At 69.8% G+C, this 19,521-nt stretch carries 22 protein-coding genes; 11 read left to right on the top strand and 11 right to left on the bottom strand.

Annotated elements, in window-relative coordinates:
- Positions 1-14: 14 nt before the first annotated feature.
- The gene (locus HJG45_RS03590; RefSeq protein ID WP_171610732.1) at positions 15-596 is read right to left on the bottom strand and encodes an NAD(P)H-dependent oxidoreductase; all 582 of its coding nucleotides are present in this window, start codon (positions 594-596) and stop codon (positions 15-17) included.
- Positions 597-645: 49 nt separating this feature from the next.
- On the bottom strand, positions 646-1,485 hold the full coding sequence (locus HJG45_RS03585; protein ID WP_171610731.1) for a TauD/TfdA family dioxygenase: 840 nt from the start codon (positions 1,483-1,485) through the stop codon (positions 646-648).
- A 309-nt stretch (positions 1,486-1,794) separates the two neighbouring features.
- Here HJG45_RS03585 and HJG45_RS03580 point away from each other — a divergent pair, with 309 nt between their 5' ends.
- The gene (locus HJG45_RS03580; RefSeq protein WP_171610730.1) at positions 1,795-2,130 is read left to right on the top strand and encodes a hypothetical protein; all 336 of its coding nucleotides are present in this window, start codon (positions 1,795-1,797) and stop codon (positions 2,128-2,130) included.
- Positions 2,131-2,150: 20 nt separating this feature from the next.
- On the opposite strand, the gene HJG45_RS03575 is transcribed toward HJG45_RS03580, so the two are convergent.
- The 5 genes from HJG45_RS03575 to HJG45_RS03555 form a co-directional block, all read right to left on the bottom strand.
- Complete coding sequence (locus tag HJG45_RS03575) at positions 2,151-2,435, bottom strand: hypothetical protein (protein ID WP_171610729.1); 285 nt, start codon at positions 2,433-2,435, stop codon at positions 2,151-2,153.
- Between the two features lie 31 nt (positions 2,436-2,466).
- Entirely contained in the window at positions 2,467-3,381 is a 915-nt protein-coding gene (locus tag HJG45_RS03570; protein WP_171610728.1) for a polyphosphate kinase 2 family protein, read from the bottom strand.
- A 76-nt stretch (positions 3,382-3,457) separates the two neighbouring features.
- Positions 3,458-4,324 (bottom strand): endonuclease/exonuclease/phosphatase family protein, encoded by an 867-nt coding sequence (locus HJG45_RS03565; RefSeq protein ID WP_171610727.1) that lies wholly within the window; start codon positions 4,322-4,324, stop codon positions 3,458-3,460.
- A gap of 90 nt (positions 4,325-4,414) precedes the next feature.
- Positions 4,415-5,650, bottom strand: coding sequence for a cytochrome P450 (locus HJG45_RS03560; protein WP_171610726.1), 1,236 nt, complete (start codon positions 5,648-5,650; stop codon positions 4,415-4,417).
- 116 nt (positions 5,651-5,766) lie between these two features.
- Complete coding sequence (locus tag HJG45_RS03555; protein WP_217362812.1) at positions 5,767-6,651, bottom strand: alpha/beta fold hydrolase; 885 nt, start codon at positions 6,649-6,651, stop codon at positions 5,767-5,769.
- Positions 6,652-6,919: 268 nt separating this feature from the next.
- On the opposite strand from HJG45_RS03555, the gene HJG45_RS03550 reads away from it, so the two are divergent.
- The 9 genes from HJG45_RS03550 (at position 6,920) to HJG45_RS03510 (ending at position 14,160) form a co-directional block, all read left to right on the top strand.
- Positions 6,920-7,402: an SUF system Fe-S cluster assembly regulator gene (locus HJG45_RS03550; protein WP_171610724.1), complete on the top strand. Its 483-nt coding sequence runs from the start codon at positions 6,920-6,922 to the stop codon at positions 7,400-7,402.
- An 8-nt stretch (positions 7,403-7,410) separates the two neighbouring features.
- Complete coding sequence (sufB, locus tag HJG45_RS03545) at positions 7,411-8,910, top strand: Fe-S cluster assembly protein SufB (RefSeq protein ID WP_171610723.1); 1,500 nt, start codon at positions 7,411-7,413, stop codon at positions 8,908-8,910.
- A gap of 17 nt (positions 8,911-8,927) precedes the next feature.
- Positions 8,928-9,674, top strand: coding sequence for a Fe-S cluster assembly ATPase SufC (sufC, locus tag HJG45_RS03540; protein ID WP_171610722.1), 747 nt, complete (start codon positions 8,928-8,930; stop codon positions 9,672-9,674).
- Positions 9,671-10,978 (top strand): Fe-S cluster assembly protein SufD, encoded by a 1,308-nt coding sequence (gene sufD / locus HJG45_RS03535; protein WP_171610721.1) that lies wholly within the window; start codon positions 9,671-9,673, stop codon positions 10,976-10,978. Before sufC ends, sufD begins: the two co-directional genes overlap by 4 nt.
- Positions 10,975-12,204: an aminotransferase class V-fold PLP-dependent enzyme gene (locus HJG45_RS03530; protein ID WP_368040505.1), complete on the top strand. Its 1,230-nt coding sequence runs from the start codon at positions 10,975-10,977 to the stop codon at positions 12,202-12,204. Before sufD ends, HJG45_RS03530 begins: the two co-directional genes overlap by 4 nt.
- A 31-nt stretch (positions 12,205-12,235) precedes the next feature.
- Complete coding sequence (sufU, locus tag HJG45_RS03525; protein ID WP_171611224.1) at positions 12,236-12,700, top strand: Fe-S cluster assembly sulfur transfer protein SufU; 465 nt, start codon at positions 12,236-12,238, stop codon at positions 12,698-12,700.
- Positions 12,693-13,076, top strand: a complete 384-nt coding sequence (locus HJG45_RS03520; RefSeq protein ID WP_171610720.1) for an SUF system Fe-S cluster assembly protein — start codon at positions 12,693-12,695, stop codon at positions 13,074-13,076. Before sufU ends, HJG45_RS03520 begins: the two co-directional genes overlap by 8 nt.
- 15 nt (positions 13,077-13,091) lie before the next feature.
- Positions 13,092-13,463 carry an iron-sulfur cluster assembly accessory protein gene (locus tag HJG45_RS03515; protein WP_171610719.1) on the top strand — a complete coding sequence of 124 codons (372 nt, stop codon included), beginning with the start codon at positions 13,092-13,094 and terminating at the stop codon, positions 13,461-13,463.
- A gap of 106 nt (positions 13,464-13,569) precedes the next feature.
- A complete protein-coding gene (locus HJG45_RS03510) occupies positions 13,570-14,160 on the top strand; it encodes an acyloxyacyl hydrolase (protein WP_171610718.1) in 591 nt (196 codons plus the stop codon).
- A gap of 51 nt (positions 14,161-14,211) precedes the next feature.
- Here HJG45_RS03510 and HJG45_RS03505 read toward each other — a convergent pair whose 3' ends face one another.
- The 4 genes from HJG45_RS03505 to HJG45_RS03490 form a co-directional block, all read right to left on the bottom strand.
- Positions 14,212-15,225 (bottom strand): SIS domain-containing protein, encoded by a 1,014-nt coding sequence (locus HJG45_RS03505; RefSeq protein WP_171610717.1) that lies wholly within the window; start codon positions 15,223-15,225, stop codon positions 14,212-14,214.
- Positions 15,222-15,968, bottom strand: a complete 747-nt coding sequence (locus HJG45_RS03500; RefSeq protein ID WP_171610716.1) for a 3-deoxy-manno-octulosonate cytidylyltransferase — start codon at positions 15,966-15,968, stop codon at positions 15,222-15,224. Before HJG45_RS03500 ends, HJG45_RS03505 begins: the two co-directional genes overlap by 4 nt.
- On the bottom strand, positions 15,965-16,834 hold the full coding sequence (gene kdsA / locus HJG45_RS03495) for a 3-deoxy-8-phosphooctulonate synthase (protein ID WP_171610715.1): 870 nt from the start codon (positions 16,832-16,834) through the stop codon (positions 15,965-15,967). The genes HJG45_RS03500 and kdsA overlap by 4 nt, the downstream gene beginning before the upstream one ends.
- 162 nt (positions 16,835-16,996) lie before the next feature.
- Positions 16,997-18,316, bottom strand: coding sequence for an FAD-binding oxidoreductase (locus HJG45_RS03490; RefSeq protein WP_171610714.1), 1,320 nt, complete (start codon positions 18,314-18,316; stop codon positions 16,997-16,999).
- 87 nt (positions 18,317-18,403) lie between these two features.
- Here HJG45_RS03490 and HJG45_RS03485 point away from each other — a divergent pair, with 87 nt between their 5' ends.
- On the top strand, positions 18,404-19,501 hold the full coding sequence (locus HJG45_RS03485) for an extracellular solute-binding protein (RefSeq protein WP_171610713.1): 1,098 nt from the start codon (positions 18,404-18,406) through the stop codon (positions 19,499-19,501).
- Positions 19,502-19,521: the final 20 nt, after the last annotated feature.

Raw genomic sequence — 19,521 nt, 5'->3', positions numbered from 1 at the left:
TGGCCGCCGCGATCCTACCAGGCGGCGAAGGCGGCGCGGATGCGGGTGAGGAAGCGTTCCAGCTCCCAGCGCTCGCGCCGGTCCATATGGGTCAGGTAGTGCCAGTCCAGCCGGCAGTCGCGGGCGCAGAGGCGGCGCAGGCCCCGGCCCACCACCTTCCGGTCGGGCCAGCCGAGATACCAGAGCAGCCAGAGCGGCGAGCCGTAGGTGGTGACGACGGCGATGCGCCGGATATTGGTCAGCAGCGGCTCGATCGCGCCGGGGCCGATGCGGAAGGCGATGCCGGGCAGCCAGACCCGGTCGAACCAGCCCTTCAGCATGGCCGGCATCCCGTACCACCAGGTCGGGTAGACCAGCACCAGCGCCTCGGCCCAGTGCAGGTCCTCCACCTCCCGCTCGATGCCGGCGCGGTTGGCGCCCGGCGCATTCGTCACCGCATGCTCCGCAGCCGACAGAACGGGGCGGAAATCCTCGGCATAGAGGTCGCGCAGCCGCACCTCATGCCCCTTGGCCTCGAGCGTGGCCTGCACCGTCCGGCGCAGAACGGCGTTGTAACTGTCATCGCGTGGATGACAGGCGATCAGCAGGATGTGCATGGGCGGCCCCGGCGCTGGGTGCCGCTTCAAGCATGCACAGGGCCGGCTGTCAGCCGGCCATGACCCAGGGCATCGGCTGCGAGGCCGGCACCGGGCGGTCGCCCTCGATGCGGAGCGACTGCAGGGCGGGGCCGCTGCTCGCGCTGTGCAGGAGGCAGCGATTGTCCCAGATCAGGACGTCGCCGGCCTGCCAGCGATGCCGCCAGGTGATCGCCTCCGCCGTGGCGGCGGCGAGGAGCGTCCGCAGCAGCCGGTCGCTCTGCGCCGTGGGCAGGTTCAGGATGCGCGTGGTGAAGGCCGGGTTGACGTAGAGAGAGGGCTCCCCCGTCACCGGATGCCGCCGCACGATTGGATGCTCGGTGCGGGCGGCCGGGTCGTGCGGATTCGCATGCACGGCCCGCAGGGCGCCGGCATGGTCGCGCAGCGCCGCCGGCAGGCTGGCCAGGGCGCGGCGCTGGTCGGCGAAGGCGATCTCGCTTCCGATCGCGATCTCGGTCCCGGTCGCGTGCAGCAGGCAGGCGAGGCTGGGCTCGGCAGCATAGCTGCGATCCGCATGCCAGAAGGGGCCAGGGGCCCAGCCCGGCGGCGGCAGGTCGGGCACGGCGCCGACCGAAAGGGGCAGGGCGGGGGGCGCCTGGTGCAGCGCCTGGCCGAGCAGGGAGGCCTCCAGCGCAGCGAGGCCGCTCGCCACGCTCTCGGCCAGGCCGCCCTGGCCGCGGAGCAGCAGCACGCCGTGCTCGATCAGGGCGTCGTGCAGCAGGTCGAGGAGATAGGGCGAGGGCACGGCCGCGAGGTCGATGCCGCGAAACTCCACGCCGAATTCCGGATGCAGCGGGTGGAGCGAAAGGCCGCGGGCCGGGCTGGCGGGGCGGGTAAGGGTTGAGGTCATCCCCATGGCACTCCAGGGCCGGGCGGGCGGCGCGCCCATTTCACGAACGGACGGCATGGTAACCCTGATAATCCGACATACAAGGGTGAATTGTAAAACACGAATAATAATAGTTTTATTGACTGCGCTGAGACGCGAGCCGGATAGGGGTGCCTGCTGCCCTGGAATGCCGGTTTTTGACGTGACGCGGGGCGCCCGGGCGGCGCGCCATGGCGTCGCATAACACAATCAAAAACAGTATGAATCGCCGGCGCCTGCCAGCTTGCGAAGAGGGCTGGTCTGACCGACAGTCCGGCCATGGAGGCAGCCATGACGCCAGAGGCCCTGCGCCACTCCGCCCGCAGCGCGGCGGCACCGCCCGCCGGCCTTGCGGCCCCGCTCGAGGCGCTGTGGTGGGAGGCGCATGGCGATTGGGACCGGGCGCATGGCGCGGCCCAGGCGGGCGAGGATGCCGGGAGCGCCTGGGTCCATGCCTATCTGCACCGGGTCGAGGGCGATCTGGCGAATGCCGATTACTGGTATCGCCGGGCCGGCCGGCAGCGACCCGCGGCGAGTCTCGAGGCGGAATGGGCGGCCATCGCCGCCGCCCTGCTGCCGGAGGACGCGGCAGGCGGCGACCCGTCCCGATCGGATGGGACCGCCTGAGCGGGCTTTCAGCGATCTCTTTAGATGAATTGCCCCCGGAGAAATCCCAGGGCGGGGAGGGGCGTCCATTTGCGCGGCAGGTCGTGCCGGCTGATCGGGGCCACGCTGTAATGCGGCACGGGCTGCAGGGATCGGCGGAGGAAATCCTCATAGGCGCGGACCTGCTGGGCGCGCCAATCGCGGTCGGCCAGGGCGGCTGCACGGCTGCGGAACACCTCGGCGACGCGGCTGGTGCGGCCGACGGTCGCGTAGACAGCCCAGAGCGTGTCGTCGTCGCTGCGTCCGACGCTGACGAGGTCCCTCACTCTCCCTGGATCGCAATCGGCGCGGCCGGCGTCAAGCGTCGCCTGCGCGCTGCGCGTCCCCGCCGCCGTCCAGGGTCCGGCGCGCCTCGAGCAGCCGGGCCCTGGCTTCCGGGCTCAGCTCCGGGTAGTGGAGCTTCAGCGCGTCGAGCGCGGTGCCGAGGGCGGCGCCGACCACCAGCCGGGTGAACCACTTGTTGTCCGCCGGCACGACATACCAGGGCGCGTGCGGCGCCGCGGTGGCGCGGATCGCCTTCTCATAGGCCGTCTGGTAGTCGTCCCAGAAGGCCCGCTCCTCGATATCGGCCATGGTGAATTTCCAGTTCTTCTCCGGCTCGTCGATGCGCGAGAGGAAGCGGCGCCGCTGCTCCTCCCGGCCGACATGCAGGAAGAATTTGAGGATGACGGTCCCCTGCCGGGCGAGGTAGCGCTCGGTGCCGGCGATATCCTGCAGCCGCTCCTCCCAGATCCGCTTGCTGCGCACCTCGGCGGGCAGGGCTTGCGCGGCGAGGATCTCGGGATGCACGCGGGCGACCAGCACCTCCTCGTACCAGGAGCGGTTGTGGATGCCGATCTCGCCGCGGGCCGGCAGGGCCCGGATGTGCCGCCACAGGAAGTCATGATCGCGCTCGATAGGCCCCGGCGCCTTGAAGCTCACCACCCGCACGCCCTGCGGATTGACGCCTGAGAAGACATGCTTGATCGCGCCGTCCTTGCCGGCCGCATCCATCGCCTGGAAGATGCAGAGCACGGACCAGCGATCCTGCGCGTAGAGCATGTCCTGCTGCCGCTTCAGCAGATCGATGCCGTCCTGCAGCAGCGCCTTGGCCGCGTCCTTGTCGAGGTCGAGCCAGGCAGTGTCGGACGGATCGTGGTCCTTCAGGCGGAAGCCCTTGCCATCCGCGATCCGGTACCGCGCCGCCAGCTTGCGCATGCGCTTGATGTCCATCCCCGCTCACTCCCTCCGCAGCGCTCATTCCAATGGCCGGTGATGATGTCCCAGCGCCGGGCGCCGCGCCGCCGCATCAGGGCAGGCGCAGCAGCACGCTCAACGGGCAATGGTCGGACAGGCGGCTCCGCCAGCTCCGCTCGCGCTCGGCATAGACCAGCACGCGCAGGCTGTCGGGCTGCATCCAGCCCACCGCGGGGCCGCCGAGCAGGATATGGTCGATGAACCGCCGGGGATGCCGCGCGCCAGCCCAGCAGGGGTCGGAGAAGCCTTCGGTCGCGCGGCGCAAGGGGCCGGCCGGGGCGAGGCGGCGCAGCAGGTCGTCATCCGGGCTGCCGACGGCGCGGTTGAAATCGCCGAGGATGGCGAAGCCGATCCCTTCGTCGCGTCGCGCCATGGCCCAGTCGGCCAGGATCCGCGCCTGGCGGTCGAGGGATTCGCAGTCTCGGTCCGCCGAGGCCAGCGGCGCATCGCGGCAGCCGGCATCGAGATGGACGGAGAGCAGCCGCAGATGCTGGCCGGCCGCCTCCACGGTGATGTCGGTGCCGCGGCGCAGCGAGTGGCGGGAGTTGGGATACAGATCGAGCGCGGCGAGATCGGGGTTCTGCACCACCCGCAGCCCCCGCCGCACGGCGAAGCCGGTCCGCTGGATGTCGCGCTCATGGGCGAAGAAGAAGGCGTAGGCGGCGGGATCGAAGATGCGGGCCGCGGCCTTCGGGCCGTCGACCTCCTGCAGGGCGACGACATCGGCATCCAGCCGCCGGGCATAACCGGCCAGCGCCGCGAGATCGGCCTCCGCGCGGGGCCGCACGTCGCGCGGCAGGTCGGGGTCGCCCGCCGGCCGCAGGGTCAGCCAGGCGATGTTCCAGCTCGCCAGCTTGAGCTCGGCGGCCATGGCCGGGCTGGCGAGGAGGAGAAGCAGGGTGCAGAGCAGGCGTCGCATCGCCCGAGAGTGCCGGCTCCGCGTCCCGGGCGATAGCCACCGCATGCGCCGGACCACCGGCCGCCCGCCGCGGCTGGCCCGGCGCCGCTCTTAGCCCGGGATGCGCACCGGCAGGCTGCGGATGCCGTGGATGAAGTTGGAATAGATGCGCTTCGGCGCGTCCAGCACCTCGATCCGCGGGAAGCGGGCCAGCACCTCCTCCCAGAGGATGCGGAGCTGCAGCTCGGCCAGGCGGTTGCCGACGCAGCGATGCACGCCGAAGCCGAAGGACAGGTGCTGCCGCGCCCGCGGCCGGTCGATGAGGAAGCGGTCGGGCTCCTCGATCGCCTCGGGGTCGCGGTTGCCCGAGACGTACCACAGGCAGACCTTGTCGCCCTCGCGGATCCGCTTGCCGCCGAATTCGAAGTCGCGGCTGGCAGTGCGGCGCATGTGGATCACCGGCGTCACCCAGCGGATGATCTCCGAGACCATGTTCGGGATCAGCCCGGGATCGGCGCGCAGCTTGTCCCATTCCGCCGGGTTCTGGTGCAGCGCGTAGAGGCCGCCCGACATGGAATTGCGCGTGGTGTCGTTGCCGCCGACGATGAGCAGGGCGAGGTTGCCCATGAACTCGCGCAGCGGCATGTCGCGCGTCGCGGCGCCATGCGCCAGCATCGAGAGCAGGTCGAAGCCTGGCGGCCGCTGGCGCCGCTCGGCGAAGAGGCGGCCCATGGTCTCGGCCATGACGCGGAGCTCGGCGAAGCGCTCCTCCTCGGACCGCACGGGCGAGTCCGGGTCGGTCACGTCGGCGATCGCGATATCCGACCAGTAGGTGAGCTTGCGGCGCTCCTCGATCGGGAAGTCGAAGAGGGTGGCGAGCATCAGCGTGGTCAGCTCGATGGAGACGCGCTCCACCCAGTCGAATTCCTCGTTGCGTGGCAGCCCGTCCAGCACCATCCGCGTGCGCTCGCGGATCAGCGGTTCCATGTTGGCGAGGTTGCCCGGCGCGACGATGGGCTGCACCACCTTGCGCTGCTCGTCATGCTTCGGCGGGTCCATGCGGATGAAGCTCGGCCGTTGCATGTCCTTCGGCTGGTCGAGGACCTGGATGCCGCCGAGCTCCGAGGAGAAGACCTGGTGGTTCACCTCGGCCGCCATGATGTCCTTGTAGCGGGTGACGGACCAGTAGGGGCCGAAGCGGCTCTCGGCGCACCAATGCACCGGGTCCTCGCGGCGGAGCCGGTCGAAGAAGGCGAAATGGCTCTGCGTCTGGTAGAGCGCCGGGTCGCTCATGTCGAACCGGTCGAGCGGCAGTTGCAGGGCGCGCCGGTCGGGAATGGCATTCATGGATCGGTGGTCTCCCTGGACGGGGCCGCGTCTGCGCGCGGCGCCCGGGGAGCCTAGCGCAGATGCGCCGGTGGATCGAAGCGAAACCCGCCATGCCCTCGGCCCCGGCGCCAGCCTCAGCGGCCGGCCGGGCCGGCGATGATCGCGCCCGACAGCGTCTCCGGGTTGCGCTCCCACCAGCGCCCGGCATCGACCCAGGTGATGAAGTCGAGCACCCCCCGGTTGAAGGCATCGGGGTCCTCCAGGTTCATCGCATGGCCGCAGCGTGGCATGACCATGAGGGCGCTGGTCGGAATGGTACGTTTAAGGAACAGCCCCGGCTCGAGCGTCGGGTCATCCTCGTCGCCGCAAATGACGAGGCAGGGCAGGCGCATGCGGCGGAACGCCGCCTCGAACTCGAACAGGCTTGGCCGCTCCCGTTGCACGCCGCGCATGGTCAGCGCCGCCCCATCCGTGTCGTGCTCGGCGAGCTGGGAGAGGAACTCGGCATAGCCGCGCGGGTCCTTTTCCTCGAAGACGAGGCGGGTCGGGCCGCGGCCATAGCTGCGGGCCATCTTCCACATCCCCTCCTCGGCGATGCGGTCGGCGGTGGCGTCCACCTCGGCGCGGAACTGCGCGCGCTTGCCAGGGGCGGCGCCGTAGCCGACGCCGGCGGCGGTGAGGCTGCGCGCCAGATGCGGGTGCCGCAGGCCGAGATGCAGGGTGGCGAAGGCCCCCATGGAGAGGCCGACGACATGCGCCGGGGCGAGGTCGAGGCCGCGGATCACGGCCGCGATGTCGTCGGTCGCACGGTCCTGCGAATAGGCAGCCGGGTCGTGCGGCACGTCGCTCGGCGGGTAGCCGCGGGCGTTGAAGGCGATGCAGCGGTAGCGGCGGGCGAAGAAGCGGAGCTGCGGCTCCCAGCTCCGGGCGTCGCCGGCGAATTCATGCACGAAGACCAGGGGCGTCCCGCTGCCGGCCTCCTCGACATGCAGGTCGATCCCATCATCGGTCCGGATCATCGGCATCGCATCGGCTCCCGGCGGCGGCCGGGGGAGGCTAGGCCGATTTGCCGCCCTGGGCGACAGTCGGCGCCGCGGAACCCTCGCTTGCTGATCGTGGCCGTGATGCACGCAGAAGGGGATCACCCTGTCGCGATCGTCATCCTCGCCCGCCGGCCAGATCGCCAGGAAAACCCGCCCCGCGCGCGCTGCATGCCTTCGCTTGGGAACAGGGGGTTCAAAGAGGACCTGTTCAGTCCTATTTGACCCTCACGAGAGGGCGGGTGACGTGTTGAGGCTGTCGAAATTGACCGACTACGCCGTGGTGGTCATGGCCCGGCTGGCCCATGACGGCGCCGGGCCGGATGGTCGGGTGCAGACCGCGCCCGGCCTCGCCGCCGCGACCGGCATCGCCGAGCCGACGGTCGCCAAGGTGCTGAAGATCCTTGGCCAGGCCGGCCTGGTCGAGGGCGTTCGTGGCGCCCGGGGAGGCTACCGGCTGACGCGTATGCTGCCGGCGGTGCCGCTCGCCGAGGTGATCGCCGCCGTGGACGGCCCGATCGCGCTGACCGCCTGCGTCGATGGCGGCGCCGGCGCCTGCGAGGCGGAGGCCTTCTGCGCCGTTCGTGGCCGCTGGGACCCGGTGAACGACGCCATCCGCAGAGCGCTGTCCGGGATCACGATGGCCGATCTCGCGGGCCCGGCCCATTGCCCCGGCCATCCTGCCCCCGGTCGTCCCGACCTGTCCCTCGCCTCCATTCCTGCCGAATAGGACCCCCCATGCCTGCCGTCACCGAGACGATCGACACCGTCCAGTCCGTCACCGAGGGTACCTACAAGTGGGGCTTCGAGACGGATATCGAGATGGAATTCGCCCCGAAGGGGCTGAATGAGGACATCGTCCGTTTCATCTCGCACAAGAAGAACGAGCCGGCCTGGCTGCTCGAGTGGCGGTTGAAGGCCTTCGCGCTTTGGCTGAAGATGGAGGAGCCGCGCTGGTCGGCCGTCTCCTATCCGGCGATCGACTATCAGGACGCCTATTACTATGCGGCGCCGAAGCAGAAGGCGAAGCCGAAGTCGCTCGACGAGGTCGATCCCGAGCTGCTGAAGACCTACGCCAAGCTCGGCATCCCGCTGAAGGAGCAGGCGATCCTCGCCGGGGTCGAGGGGGCGGGTGAGGCGCCGGCCGATGCCGGCCGCATGCCGATCGCCGTCGATGCCGTCTTCGACAGCGTCTCCGTCGCCACCACCTTCAAGGCGCGGCTCGAGAAGGAAGGCATCATCTTCTGCTCGATCTCGGAGGCAGTGCAGAACCATCCCGAGCTGGTGCGGCAGTATCTCGGCACCGTGGTGCCGCAGGGCGATAATTTCTACGCGGCGCTGAACAGCGCGGTCTTCACCGATGGCAGCTTCGTCTACATCCCGAAGGGGGTGCGCTGCCCGATGGAGCTCAGCACCTATTTCCGCATCAATGCCAAGAGCACCGGGCAGTTCGAGCGGACCCTGATCATCGCCGATGAGGGCAGCACCGTCTCCTATCTCGAGGGCTGTACCGCGCCGATGCGCGACGAGAACCAGCTGCATGCGGCGGTGGTGGAGCTGGTCGCGCTCGACGACGCCAGCATCAAGTACAGCACGGTGCAGAACTGGTACCCCGGCGATGCCGAGGGCCGGGGCGGCATCTACAACTTCGTCACCAAGCGGGCGCAGTGCCGCGGCCGCCGCTCCAAGGTGAGCTGGACCCAGGTGGAGACCGGCTCCGCGATCACCTGGAAGTACCCGTCCTGCGTGCTGCTCGGCGATGATTCGGTGGGCGAGTTCTACTCGGTCGCCATCACCAACAACCGCCAGCAGGCCGATACCGGGACCAAGATGATCCATGTCGGCAAGCGCACGACCAGCACCATCGTCTCGAAGGGCATCTCGGCCGGCCGCGGCCAGAACACCTATCGCGGCCTGGTGCGGGTGGCGCCGAGCGCGGGCAACGCGCGCAACTTCACGCAGTGCGATTCGCTGCTCATCGGCGACCAGTGCGGCGCCCATACCGTGCCCTATATCGAGAACCGCTGCATGACGGCGAAGGTCGAGCACGAGGCGACCACGAGCCGCATCGCCGAGGACCAGCTCTTCTACTGCCGCCAGCGCGGCCTGTCGGAGGAGGATGCCGTCGGCCTCATCGTCAACGGCTTCTGCCGCGAGGTGCTGAAGGAGCTGCCGATGGAATTCGCGGTCGAGGCGCAGAAGCTGCTGCAGATCAGCCTCGAAGGCTCGGTGGGCTGATCCAGGGGAAAGTAGAGATGTTGAAGATCGAAGGACTGACCGCCGAGGTCGAGGGCAAGCAGATCCTGAAGGGGGTCGAGCTCGAGGTGCCCGCCGGCGAGATCCACGCCATCATGGGACCGAACGGCTCCGGGAAGTCGACGCTGTCCTACGTGCTCTCGGGCCGCGAGGGCTACGAGATCACCGGCGGCTCGGTGAGTTTCAACGGCGTCGACCTGCTGGCCCTGGAGCCGGAGGAGCGGGCGGCAACCGGCCTCTTCCTCGCCTTCCAGTATCCGGTCGAGCTGCCGGGCGTCGGCAACGCCCTGTTCCTGCGCACCGCGCTGAACGCGGTGCGGAAGGCGCGCGGCGAGTCCGAGCTTGACGCCATGCAGTTCCTCAAGCTGGCGCGTGAGCGCCTGAAGGCGCTGCACATCTCCGAGGACATGCTGAAGCGCGGCGTGAATGTCGGCTTCTCCGGCGGCGAGAAGAAGCGCAACGAGGTGCTGCAGATGGCGCTGCTGCAGCCGAAGCTCGCCATCCTGGACGAGACCGACAGCGGCCTCGACATCGACGCGCTGAAGATCGTGGCCGATGGCGTGAACGCGCTGCGCTCGCCGGATTTCTCGGCGCTGGTGATCACTCACTACCAGCGGCTGCTCGACTACATCGTGCCTGACCGGGTGCATGTGCTGATGCATGGGCGCATCGTGCAGTCCGGCGGGCCCGAGTTGGCGAAGCAGCTCGAGGCGGAGGGCTATGCCTCCGTGCAGGCGGCGGCATGACGGCGCATCCCACCGGTCATCCCTCGGGCGCCGAGGGCTTCCTGCACCGCTTTGAGGGGCTCCGTTCGCGCTTGCCGGGCGCGCGGTTGGATTTCGTCGATGCGTTGCGCGGCGAGGCCGCCGAGGCCTTCCGCCAGCAGGGCTTCCCGACGCGCCGCGTCGAGGCCTGGAAATACACCGACCTGCGCCCGGTCGCGGCGGCCGGCTTCGACGAGCCGCTGACCGCGATCGATACGGCGCCCGCGCTGCCGCCCGCGCATGGCGCGGCGCGGGCCGTCTTCGTCGATGGCCGCTTCCGCGAGGACCTTTCGCAGCTCGACGGGCTCGGCTACGCGGCGGCGAACCTGGCCGTGGCGCTGCCACGCCTGCAGGGGCGGCTCGGCGGCCTCGCCGCGGACGGGGCGCAGCCGATGGTGGCCCTCAACACCATGCTGTTCGAGGACGGGCTGGTGGTGACCGTGCCGGCCGGCGTCGCGGCCGGCGTGCTCGACCTGGTCTCGGTCGCCACCGCCTCCGAGCGGCCGGAGGCCTTCCATCCGCGCCACTTGATCCGCCTCGAGGCCGGGGCCAGCCTGACATTGATCGAGACCGCGACCGGGCCCTCGGCCTCCCGCTACCTGCACAACCCGGTCTATGAGATCGAGGTCGCGGAGGGGGCGAGGCTGACCCATGCGCGGCTGCAGCAGGAGGGCGATGCCGGCTTCCAGCTCTCGACGGCCTATGCCCGTATCGCCGAGGGCGGCACCTACGACAATTTCACGCTGAATGCCGGCGGCAAGCTGGTGCGGAACGAGATCCACGCGGTCCTCTCTGGCCCCCGGGCGGCCTGCCACATGAACGGCGCGCAGCTGCTGCGGGACGGCCAGCATGCCGACACCACCACGGTGCTCGACCATGCGGCGCCGGATTGCGCCAGCCGGCAGACCTACAAGACGGTGCTGGCGGGCCGCTCGCGCGGCGTCTTTCAGGGCAAGATCCATGTGCACCAGATCGCCCAACGCACCGATGGCTACCAGATGAACCAGGTCCTGCTGCTCAGCCCGGAGGCCGAGATCGACAGCAAGCCGCAGCTTGAGATCTATGCCGACGACGTGAAGTGCAGCCATGGCGCGACGGTCGGCGAGATCGATGCCGAGCAGCTCTTCTACCTGCGCTCCCGCGGCATCCCGGAGGAGCGGGCCCGCGCCATGCTGGTCGAGGCCTTCCTGCGGGAGGCGATCGAAGGCGTGCAGGACGAGACGGCGCGCGCGGCACTCGATGCCGCGGTGACGCGCTGGTGGGAAGGGCAGGAGGCAGCGGCGTGAGCTTCGACGTCGCCCGCATCCGGCGGGACTTCCCCATCCTGCAGCGGAAGATCCGCGGCAAGCCGCTCGTCTTCCTCGACAGCGGCGCCTCGGCGCAGAAGCCGCGCCAGGTGATCGAGGCCATGGTGCACTGCATGGAGGAGCGCTACGCCAACGTGCATCGCGGCGCCTACTTCCTGAGCGAGGCGGCGACCGAGGCCTATGAGGCGGCGCGCGGCGCGGTCGCCCGCTTCATCCATGCCGGCGATCCGCGCGAGGTCATCTTCACCGGCAACAGCACGGCGGCGATCAACCTCGTGGCGCATAGCTGGGGCCGCGGCGTCCTGCGGCCGGGCCAGGCGGTGCTGATCAGCGAGATGGAGCACCACGCCAACCTCGTGCCCTGGCAAATGCTGCGGGACGAGGGGCGGGGGATCGAGCTGCGCGTGGCGCGCGTGACCGATGCCGGCGAGCTCGATCTCGAAGACGTCGCGGCCAAGCTCGCGGATGGCAAGGTCGGGTTGGTCGCCATCACCCATATGTCCAACGTCCTCGGTACGGTGACGCCCGCCGAGCGGCTGGTGCAGATGGCGCATGCGGCCGGCGCGAAGATCCTCTTCGATGGTTCCCAGGCCGCGGTGCACCGGCCGGTCGACATGCAGGCGCTCGGCGCGGATTTCTACGCCTTCACCGGGCACAAGCTTTATGGCCCGACCGGCATCGGCGTGCTCTGGGCCCGGCTCGAGCACCAGGAACGGATGCCGCCCTTCATGGGCGGCGGCGACATGATCTCCATGGTGACCATCGACCGGGTTGAATGGGCGCCGCCGCCCGCCAAATTCGAGGCCGGGACTCCCCCGATCGTCGAGGCGGTCGGGCTGCACGCGGCCATCGACTACGTCTCGGTGATCGGCATGCCGGCGATCGAGGCGCATGAGCGGCGGCTGGTGGACCATGCGATGCGGCGTCTCTCTGATATCGAGGGGCTGGACCTGCTGGGCCGGGCGCAGGATCGCGGCGGGGTCTTCGCCTTCTCGCTCGACAAGGCGCATGCGCACGATCTGGCGACGTTGCTCGACCGGGCCGGCATCGCCGTCCGCGCCGGCCGCCATTGCGCCGAGCCGCTGCATGCCCGCTTCGGCGTCGAGGGTGGCACGGTGCGCGCCAGCTTCGGCCTGTACACGACAGAGGGCGAGGTCGATTATCTCGCCGAGGCACTGACCAAGGCGCGGGAGTTCTTCGCATGATGGTCCCTTGGCGGCCATCGGAGGCAAGCTGATGTTCGACGACCTGCGCGACCTGTATCAGGAGGTCATCCTCGATCACGGTCGCCGGCCGCGCAATTTCCGCCGGCTCGAGGATGCCGACCGGACGGCGCGCGGCGACAACCCGATGTGCGGCGACCGTCTGGAGCTGTTCCTGAAGCTGGCGCCGGACGGCTCGATCGCCGATGCCGCCTTCCAGGGCCGCGGCTGCGCCATCTCGACCGCGAGCGCGTCGCTGCTGACCGAGACGGTGAAGGGCAAGTCGGCCGAGCAGGCGCACGCGCTCTCCGACCACTTCCGGGCGCTGGCGATGACCGGCGCCTGCCCGGATTGCGGCGAAGCGCTGTCGGAGGAGATGGAGCGCCTGCAGCCGCTCTCGGGCGTGCATGAATTCCCGAGCCGCGTGAAATGCGCGACCCTGGCCTGGCACACCCTGAACGCCGCCCTCGACGGGGTGAAGGAGGCGAGCAGTGAGTGACGACACCGCAGCGACCCATGGGGCGACCCACGGCGCCTGGACCCCGGAGGGCGAAGCCCCGCCCGCGACCCCGAAGCTCGAGGAAGACGCGGTCATCTCGATGCTGAAGACCGTGTTCGATCCGGAGATCCCGGTCGATATCTTCGAACTCGGCCTGATTTACGCGGTCGAGATCGCCGATGACGGCAAGGTCAAGATCGAGATGACGCTGACGACCCCCTCCTGCCCCTCGGCGCAGGAACTGCCGAGCCAGGTCGAGGAGGCGGTGCGCATGGCGCCGGGCGTCACGGATGTCGAGGTTGAGGTTGTCTGGGACCCGCCCTGGGACCAGAGCCGCATGAGCGAGGACGCGCGCCTCGCCTTGAACATGTATTGAGCGGGGCGATAGCCGATGAGCACGACGACCACGCCGCCCGCCCGGCCGAAGCGGGCATTACCGCCATTGATGCAATTGACCGAGGGCGCTGCCGAGCGCCTGCGGTCGCTCTACGCCGCCGGCGAGGGCGGCAAGCTGCTGCGCGTCAGCGTCAAGACCAAGGGCTGCTCCGGCCTGTCCTACGACCTGTCCTGGGTGGATGGGCCGCAGAAGGGTGACGAGCAGGTGACGGACAAGGGCGTGACCGTGCTGGTCGACAGCAAGGCGAGCCTGTTCCTCATCGGCACGGTAATGGATTACGAAGTAAAATCGATGTCCGCCGGCTTCACCTTCACCAATCCCAACGAGAAGGGGCGGTGCGGCTGCGGCGAGAGCTTCCACGTCTGACGATGCGGCATCCGCTTGATGCCGTATCGCGGCCCGCTACGATGCACCTGATCGAACAAAGCGCCTCGCGGCGTGGAGGGTTGTGGTGCGGCGAGTTTCTACGACAATGGTTCTGTTCGCCCTGGCGCTGCCTTGCGCAGGGCATGCTGAGGATACGGCGGGCCCGCGCATCCATGCCGGCGAGGGGCTGACCGGCATTCTCAGCGAGGTGCGTGGCGGCGCCATCTGGCACGATCCGAATGCCAAGGAGTCGAGCTTCGCGGTGAATGGCGAGTGGCTCTTCGCCACCCCCGTGCCCGCGCGGCTGACCGAAGGGCTCGATCCGCTCTATCGCTGGGTATTCGAGCCGCGGCTGCATTTGGGTTTCACCGCAAATACGGAAGGCAAGACCAGCAAGGGCTATTTCGGCCTGACCTGGACGACGATGCTGGCGCGCGACGTCTTCCGCCAGGGCGACGGCATCCGCTTCGACTTCCTCTTCGGCGGCTCGATCAATGACGGTCTGCACGACCGTCGCCTGCCGGACCGCAAGGATCTCGGCGGCAACCTGCTGTTCCATGTCGGCGGGGAGATCGGCTACCAGTTCAACCGGACCTGGTCGGTCTCCTTCTTCGTCGACCATGATTCCAACGGCGGAACGGCGAAGCGCAACCAGGGCCTGAACTCCGTCGGGCTCCGCCTCGGTTACGCGCTGTAACGCAGCCCTGCGCGGTCCCGTCCCGGGCGGACGGGGCCGCGCGGCGCCGCGTCAGGCCACGCCGGCCTGCAGCAGGGCATGCATGTGCAGGGCGCCGACCGGTCGGTTGCCCTCCAGCGCTACCAGCACCGAGATCTTTCGCTCGTTCATCTCCTGCAACGCGGCGCTCGCCAGCATCTCCGGCACCGTCGTATGCGGGTCGCGCGTCATCAGCGTGCCGGCCTTCCGGCTCAGGATGTCGGGCGCCATGTGGCGCCGCAGGTCGCCATCGGTGATGATCCCGGCGAGGCCGCCCACCTCGTCCACCACGATGGCGCAGCCGAGGCTGTGGCCGGTCATCGCCACGATGACCGCGCCCATGTCCATGTCCTCGCGCACCAGCGGCAGGTCGGGGGCGCGCTTCATCAGGTCGCCCACCGTCAGCAGCTGCGCGCCGAGCTTGCCGCCCGGATGGAACTGGTGGAAATGCGCCGGGGTGAAGCCGCGCCGCTCCAGCAGCGCCATGGCGATCGCATCGCCGAGCACGAGCTGGAGGGTGGTGGAGGTGGTGGGCGCCAGCCCATGCGGGCAGGCCTCCTCCACCTTTGGCAGGATCAGCGGGATGTCCGCCGCCTTGCCGAGCGCGCTCTGCGCCCCGGAGGTCATGGCGATCAGCGGCACGCGGTGGCGGCGGGAGTAGTGGATGATGTCCCGGAGCTCCGCCGTCTCGCCCGACCAGGACAGCGCCAGGATGACATCGCCCGAGGTGACCATGCCGAGATCGCCATGGCTGGCCTCGGCCGGGTGCAGGAAGAAGCAGGGCGTACCGGTGGAGGCGAGGGTGGCGGTGATCTTGTTGCCGACATGGCCGCTCTTGCCCATGCCGGTGACGATCAACCGGCCCGCGGCGGCGTAGATCGTCTCGACCGCGCGGATGAAGGCCTCACCGAGCGGCCCCTCCATGGCCCGCTGCAACTCCCCGAGCCCCTTCGCCTCGACGGCGAGGGTGCGCAGCGCGGCAACGCGGATCGCCGCGTCATCGGCCGGATCGTGCCGCAGGGCGGCATTGGCGAGATGCGCATTCATGCGGCGGAACCTGCCTGCGGCGCCAGCATCCGGCGCGCCTTCTCAAGATCCGCCGGCGTGTCGACGCCGAGCGGCACCTCCGCGACCTCCATCGCATCGATCCGCATGCCGGCCTCGAGCGCACGGAGCTGCTCCAGCTTCTCCCGCTGCTCGAGCGGCGAGGGGGGCAGGGCGACGAAGCGGGCAAGGGCGCTGCGCCGCCAGGCATAGAGGCCGATATGGTGCCAGAGCGGCCCCTCGCCCCAGGGCGCGGTGGCGCGGGTGAAGTAGAGGGCGCGGTGCCGGCCGCTGCCGAGCGCCGTGCCGACGAACTTCACCACCTGCGAGGCGGTGCGGTCGGCGGCGTCGTGGATCTCGGCGATCAGCGTCGCCAGCGCCACCTCCGGCTCGGCCATGGGCTGCAGCGAGGCGCGGATGGCGGCGCGCGAGATGGTCGGCAGGTCGCCCTGGACATTGACCAGCACGTCGTGCCGCGCATCGGGGTCGAGCCGGACCAGCGCCTCGGAGATGCGGTCGGAGCCGGAGGCGTGGTGCTCGCCCGTCATCACCGCCGTGCCGCCATGCGCCCGGACCGCCTCGGCGATCTCGGGTGTATCGGTGGCGACGGCGACCTCGCCGACATCCGCCTCCTGCGCCCGCCTGAGCACATGGACGATCATCGGCAGGCCGTGGATGTCGAGCAGCGGCTTGCCGGGCAGGCGCGTGCTGGCGAGCCGCGCCGGGATCAGGACGAGCGGCCTCATGCCGGCAGCGCGATCCGCCGCGCCTTGGCGAGCGCATCGAAGGCCATGAGATCCTCGACGAGCCCGGCGAAGTCCCGCAGCGGCACCATGTTCGGCCCGTCCGAGGGCGCCCGTTCCGGCGCCTCATGCGTCTCGATGAACACGCCCGCGACGCCGACCGCGACCGCGGCGCGGGCCAGGACAGGCACGAATTCCCGCTGCCCGCCGGAGGCGCCGCCGAGGCCGCCCGGCTGCTGCACCGAATGCGTCGCGTCGAAGATCACCGGCGCGCCCATCGCCGCCATCTGCGGCAGGCCGCGCATGTCGGTGACCAGCGTGTTGTAGCCGAAACTGGTGCCGCGCTCGGTCGCCAGCACCTTGGGATTGCCCGAGCCGGTGACCTTGGCGATGACGTTCTTCATGTCCCAGGGGGCGAGGAACTGCCCCTTCTTGATGTTCACCACGCAGTCGGTGACGGCGGCGGCGACGAGCAGGTCGGTCTGCCGGCAGAGGAAGGCCGGGATTTGCAGGATATCGACCGCCTCGGCCACCGGCGCGCAATGGCCAGGCTCGTGCACATCGGTCAGCACCGGCAGGCCGAAGCGCTCGCGGATCTCGGCGAAGACAGCCAGTGCGCCGGCCATGCCGATGCCGCGGGCGCCGCCGAGGCTGGTGCGGTTGGCCTTGTCGTAGGAGGCCTTGAAGACGAGGCCGATGCCGAGCCGCCGGGCAATGCTTTGCAGCGCCTCGGCCATCTCAAGCGCATGCGCCCGGCTCTCCATCTGGCAGGGGCCGGCGATGAGGGCGAGCGGGGCGTCATTGGCGAAGCGGACGGGACCGACCGCGACGATGGGCGAGGGGGCCAGTTCAGGAGTTTGGTTCGACATGCATTTCCGCGACCGGGCCTGAGCGCGCCGGTCTCTGCCTTCCAGTGAGGTCTAAGTCCGCATAAAATACGCCTTTCACATATTTTATAGCACGCTTTACGACTCATTGCTGCCTCACCCTGGCACGACCGGCATGCCGGCCGCGCAGGGCCGCGGCCGCCCTCAGGCCGCCAGGCGGTCGATCCGATCCCGCAGCCGGTACCAGCCGCCGATGAGGGGCAGCACCCAGGCCGGGTCGCCGCTGTAGAAGGGCCGGGTCGGGAAGGGCAGGCCATCCAGCGCGAAGCGGGCATTGGCCGCGCCGGCCAGCTTCAGCGCCACGTTGTGCCCAAGCCAGGTGGCCATGGCGACGCCGCTGCCCTGGCAACCGGCCGCGTAATGGATACCGCGCTCGGCGCCGATATGCGGCAGGTGGTCGAAGGTGAAGGCGACGTAGCCGGTCCAGGCATGGGTGATGCGGGTGTCCCGCAGTTCCGGGAAGCACTCGGTCATGTAGCCATGCAGGGCCGGCGCCGTGTCCTCGGCGGTGGCGGCGCGGAAGCTGGCGCGGCCGCCCCAGAGCACGCGCCTGCCGTCCGGGGAGGGGCGGAAGTAGTTCAGCACCCGCTTGCTGTCCGAGACCATGCGCCGCCCGGGGAAGAGCCGGTCGATCACCGCCTCGCCGAGCTCCTCGGTGGCGATGATGTAGCTGTTGAGCGGCACCAGCCGGCGGGCGAGCCAGGGCAGGGCGGTGCCGCGCGCATCCCGTGAATAGCCGTTGGTGGTGACGAGCACCGCATCGCTGCGAAGCTCGCCGCGATCGGTGGCGATGCGGTAGCCGCTGCCCTCCTCGCGGATGCCCTGCACGCGCACGCCATCGACCAGCCGCGCCCCGGCACGCTCGGCAGCGGCGGCCAGGCCGCGCGCGTATTTGCCGGGATGCAGGCTGCCGGTCGCGGCGACCAGCATGCCGCCATGGTAATGGTCGCTGCCCAGCGCCTCGCGCTGGCGCTCCCGCGGCAGCATGCGGGCCGGCAGGCCGGTGAGCTGCTCGAGCGACTCCACGCGCCGGGCCATGGCGTCGTAATGCCGCGGCGACCAGGCGGCGGAGAAGCGGCCGCAGCGAACATAGTCGCAATCGATTCCCTCGCGGGCGATGGTCTCCTCGATGAAGGGAAAGCTCGCCGCCGCGGCCGCGGTGATGGCCTGCGCCTGCTGCGGCCCGTAGCGTTGCTCGAGGCCGCTGCCCGCCACCTTCAGCCCGCCCGAGACCATGCCGCCATTGCGCGAGGAGGCGCCCCAGCCGATCCGCTCGGCATCCAGCACCACCGCCTGCTGGCCGAGCCGCTGCAGGGTCAGCGCCGCCGAGAGCCCGGCATAGCCGCCGCCGACCACGACGACCGGCGCCCGGTCGGGCAGGGTGTTGTCCCGCTGCGGCGGCTCGGCGGCCTCCCACCACCAGGGGCTGGTCTTGAACCCGGGGGCGAGGAGGGACTGCGTCATGCGTGGATTTCCCAGGCGGCCATCGATGCGCTTTGATGCGCGCGGGAGAGGTTCACGCCGGCGGCCGCCAACCGCAAGAGGGACCCCATGCAGGAATTCCAACAGGATTGCATCGCGCTCGCGTTGCAGCAGCATCGTCGCGGCCGCATCTCGCGCCGTGGCCTGATGCAGGCACTGGCGGCGCTCGGCGCGATCGGCGCCGGCCCGGCCGGCGCGGCGGAACGCGAGCTGGTGATGGTGAACTGGGGCGGCCTGGCCAATGAGGGGTTCGGCCGCTTCTACGGCGCGCCCTTCATCGCCGAGACGCCGGGCTGGAAGGTGGTGCAGGACAGTTCCGGCCCTGCCACCGGGCGCATCCGCAGCATGGTCGAGAGCGGCCGCGTCACCTGGGATCTTTGCGACAGCTCGGCGAGCGGCGCCAACCTGCTTGGCAGGCTCGGCCTGGCGACGAAGCTCGATTACGGCATCATCAACCGCGAGAATGTCATCGCCCCCGGCTTCGCCTTGGACCACGGGGCGGCGCCCTATTCCTTCAGCTCCGTGCTGGTCTACGACAGCAGCAAATTCCCGACGCCGCCGACCTCCTGGGCGGATTTCTGGGATCTGAAGCGCTTTCCCGGCACGCGCCTGCTGCGGCGCGACGCGAGCTGCACGCTGGAGGCGGCGCTGATGTCGCTCGGCAAGCCGGCCGCGGCGCTTTACCCGATCGACATGCGCGCCGGCATCAAGCGGGTCTCCGAGCTACGGCGCGACCTGATCTTCTGGACCAATGGCGCGGAGAGCGAGCAGCTCATGCGCACCGGCGAGGCGGTGATGGGCCAGATCTGGCACACCCGCGCCTCGGTGCTTGAGAAGGAGAGCAAGGGCCGGCTGAAATTCATCTGGAACCAGGGGATCCTGCAGCCCGGCATCTTCGTCATCCCGAAGGGCAATCCGGGCGGCGAGATGGCGCAGCGGCTGTTGGCCAGCATGCTGGCGAAGCCGGAGCCGCAGGTCGGTCTGCTCGGCCTGCTCGGCAACGGCCCGACCAATCCGAAGGCGGCGGCGCTGGTGCCGGACGATCTGAAGCGCTTCAACCCGACCGATCCGGCCAATGCGCCGCAGCAGGTCATGTTCAATGGCGACTGGTGGGGGGAGCACTATCAGGCCGTCAACCAGGAGTTCCTGGACGCGGTCACGGGGTGAACCCTCGCCACCTCTGGCCC

This window comes from Roseicella sp. DB1501, from assembly GCF_013112485.1.
Taxonomy (GTDB): Bacteria; Pseudomonadota; Alphaproteobacteria; order Acetobacterales; family Acetobacteraceae; genus Paracraurococcus.
The sequence above is the reverse complement of the archived record's forward strand: the minus strand, read 5'-3'. Positions and strand labels throughout refer to the sequence as shown.

Coding starts and splice junctions, on each gene's coding strand:
- HJG45_RS03590 (WP_171610732.1), bottom strand. CDS start 596: ATGCACATCCTGCTGATCGCCTGTCATCCACGCGATGACAGTTACAAC.
- HJG45_RS03585 (WP_171610731.1), bottom strand. CDS start 1,485: ATGACCTCAACCCTTACCCGCCCCGCCAGCCCGGCCCGCGGCCTTTCG.
- HJG45_RS03580 (WP_171610730.1), top strand. CDS start 1,795: ATGACGCCAGAGGCCCTGCGCCACTCCGCCCGCAGCGCGGCGGCACCG.
- HJG45_RS03570 (WP_171610728.1), bottom strand. CDS start 3,381: ATGGACATCAAGCGCATGCGCAAGCTGGCGGCGCGGTACCGGATCGCG.
- HJG45_RS03565 (WP_171610727.1), bottom strand. CDS start 4,324: ATGCGACGCCTGCTCTGCACCCTGCTTCTCCTCCTCGCCAGCCCGGCC.
- HJG45_RS03560 (WP_171610726.1), bottom strand. CDS start 5,650: ATGAATGCCATTCCCGACCGGCGCGCCCTGCAACTGCCGCTCGACCGG.
- HJG45_RS03555 (WP_217362812.1), bottom strand. CDS start 6,651: ATGATCCGGACCGATGATGGGATCGACCTGCATGTCGAGGAGGCCGGC.
- sufB (WP_171610723.1), top strand. CDS start 7,411: ATGCCTGCCGTCACCGAGACGATCGACACCGTCCAGTCCGTCACCGAG.
- sufC (WP_171610722.1), top strand. CDS start 8,928: ATGTTGAAGATCGAAGGACTGACCGCCGAGGTCGAGGGCAAGCAGATC.
- sufD (WP_171610721.1), top strand. CDS start 9,671: ATGACGGCGCATCCCACCGGTCATCCCTCGGGCGCCGAGGGCTTCCTG.
- sufU (WP_171611224.1), top strand. CDS start 12,236: ATGTTCGACGACCTGCGCGACCTGTATCAGGAGGTCATCCTCGATCAC.
- HJG45_RS03515 (WP_171610719.1), top strand. CDS start 13,092: ATGAGCACGACGACCACGCCGCCCGCCCGGCCGAAGCGGGCATTACCG.
- HJG45_RS03510 (WP_171610718.1), top strand. CDS start 13,570: ATGGTTCTGTTCGCCCTGGCGCTGCCTTGCGCAGGGCATGCTGAGGAT.
- HJG45_RS03505 (WP_171610717.1), bottom strand. CDS start 15,225: ATGAATGCGCATCTCGCCAATGCCGCCCTGCGGCACGATCCGGCCGAT.
- HJG45_RS03500 (WP_171610716.1), bottom strand. CDS start 15,968: ATGAGGCCGCTCGTCCTGATCCCGGCGCGGCTCGCCAGCACGCGCCTG.
- kdsA (WP_171610715.1), bottom strand. CDS start 16,834: ATGTCGAACCAAACTCCTGAACTGGCCCCCTCGCCCATCGTCGCGGTC.
- HJG45_RS03490 (WP_171610714.1), bottom strand. CDS start 18,316: ATGACGCAGTCCCTCCTCGCCCCCGGGTTCAAGACCAGCCCCTGGTGG.
- HJG45_RS03485 (WP_171610713.1), top strand. CDS start 18,404: ATGCAGGAATTCCAACAGGATTGCATCGCGCTCGCGTTGCAGCAGCAT.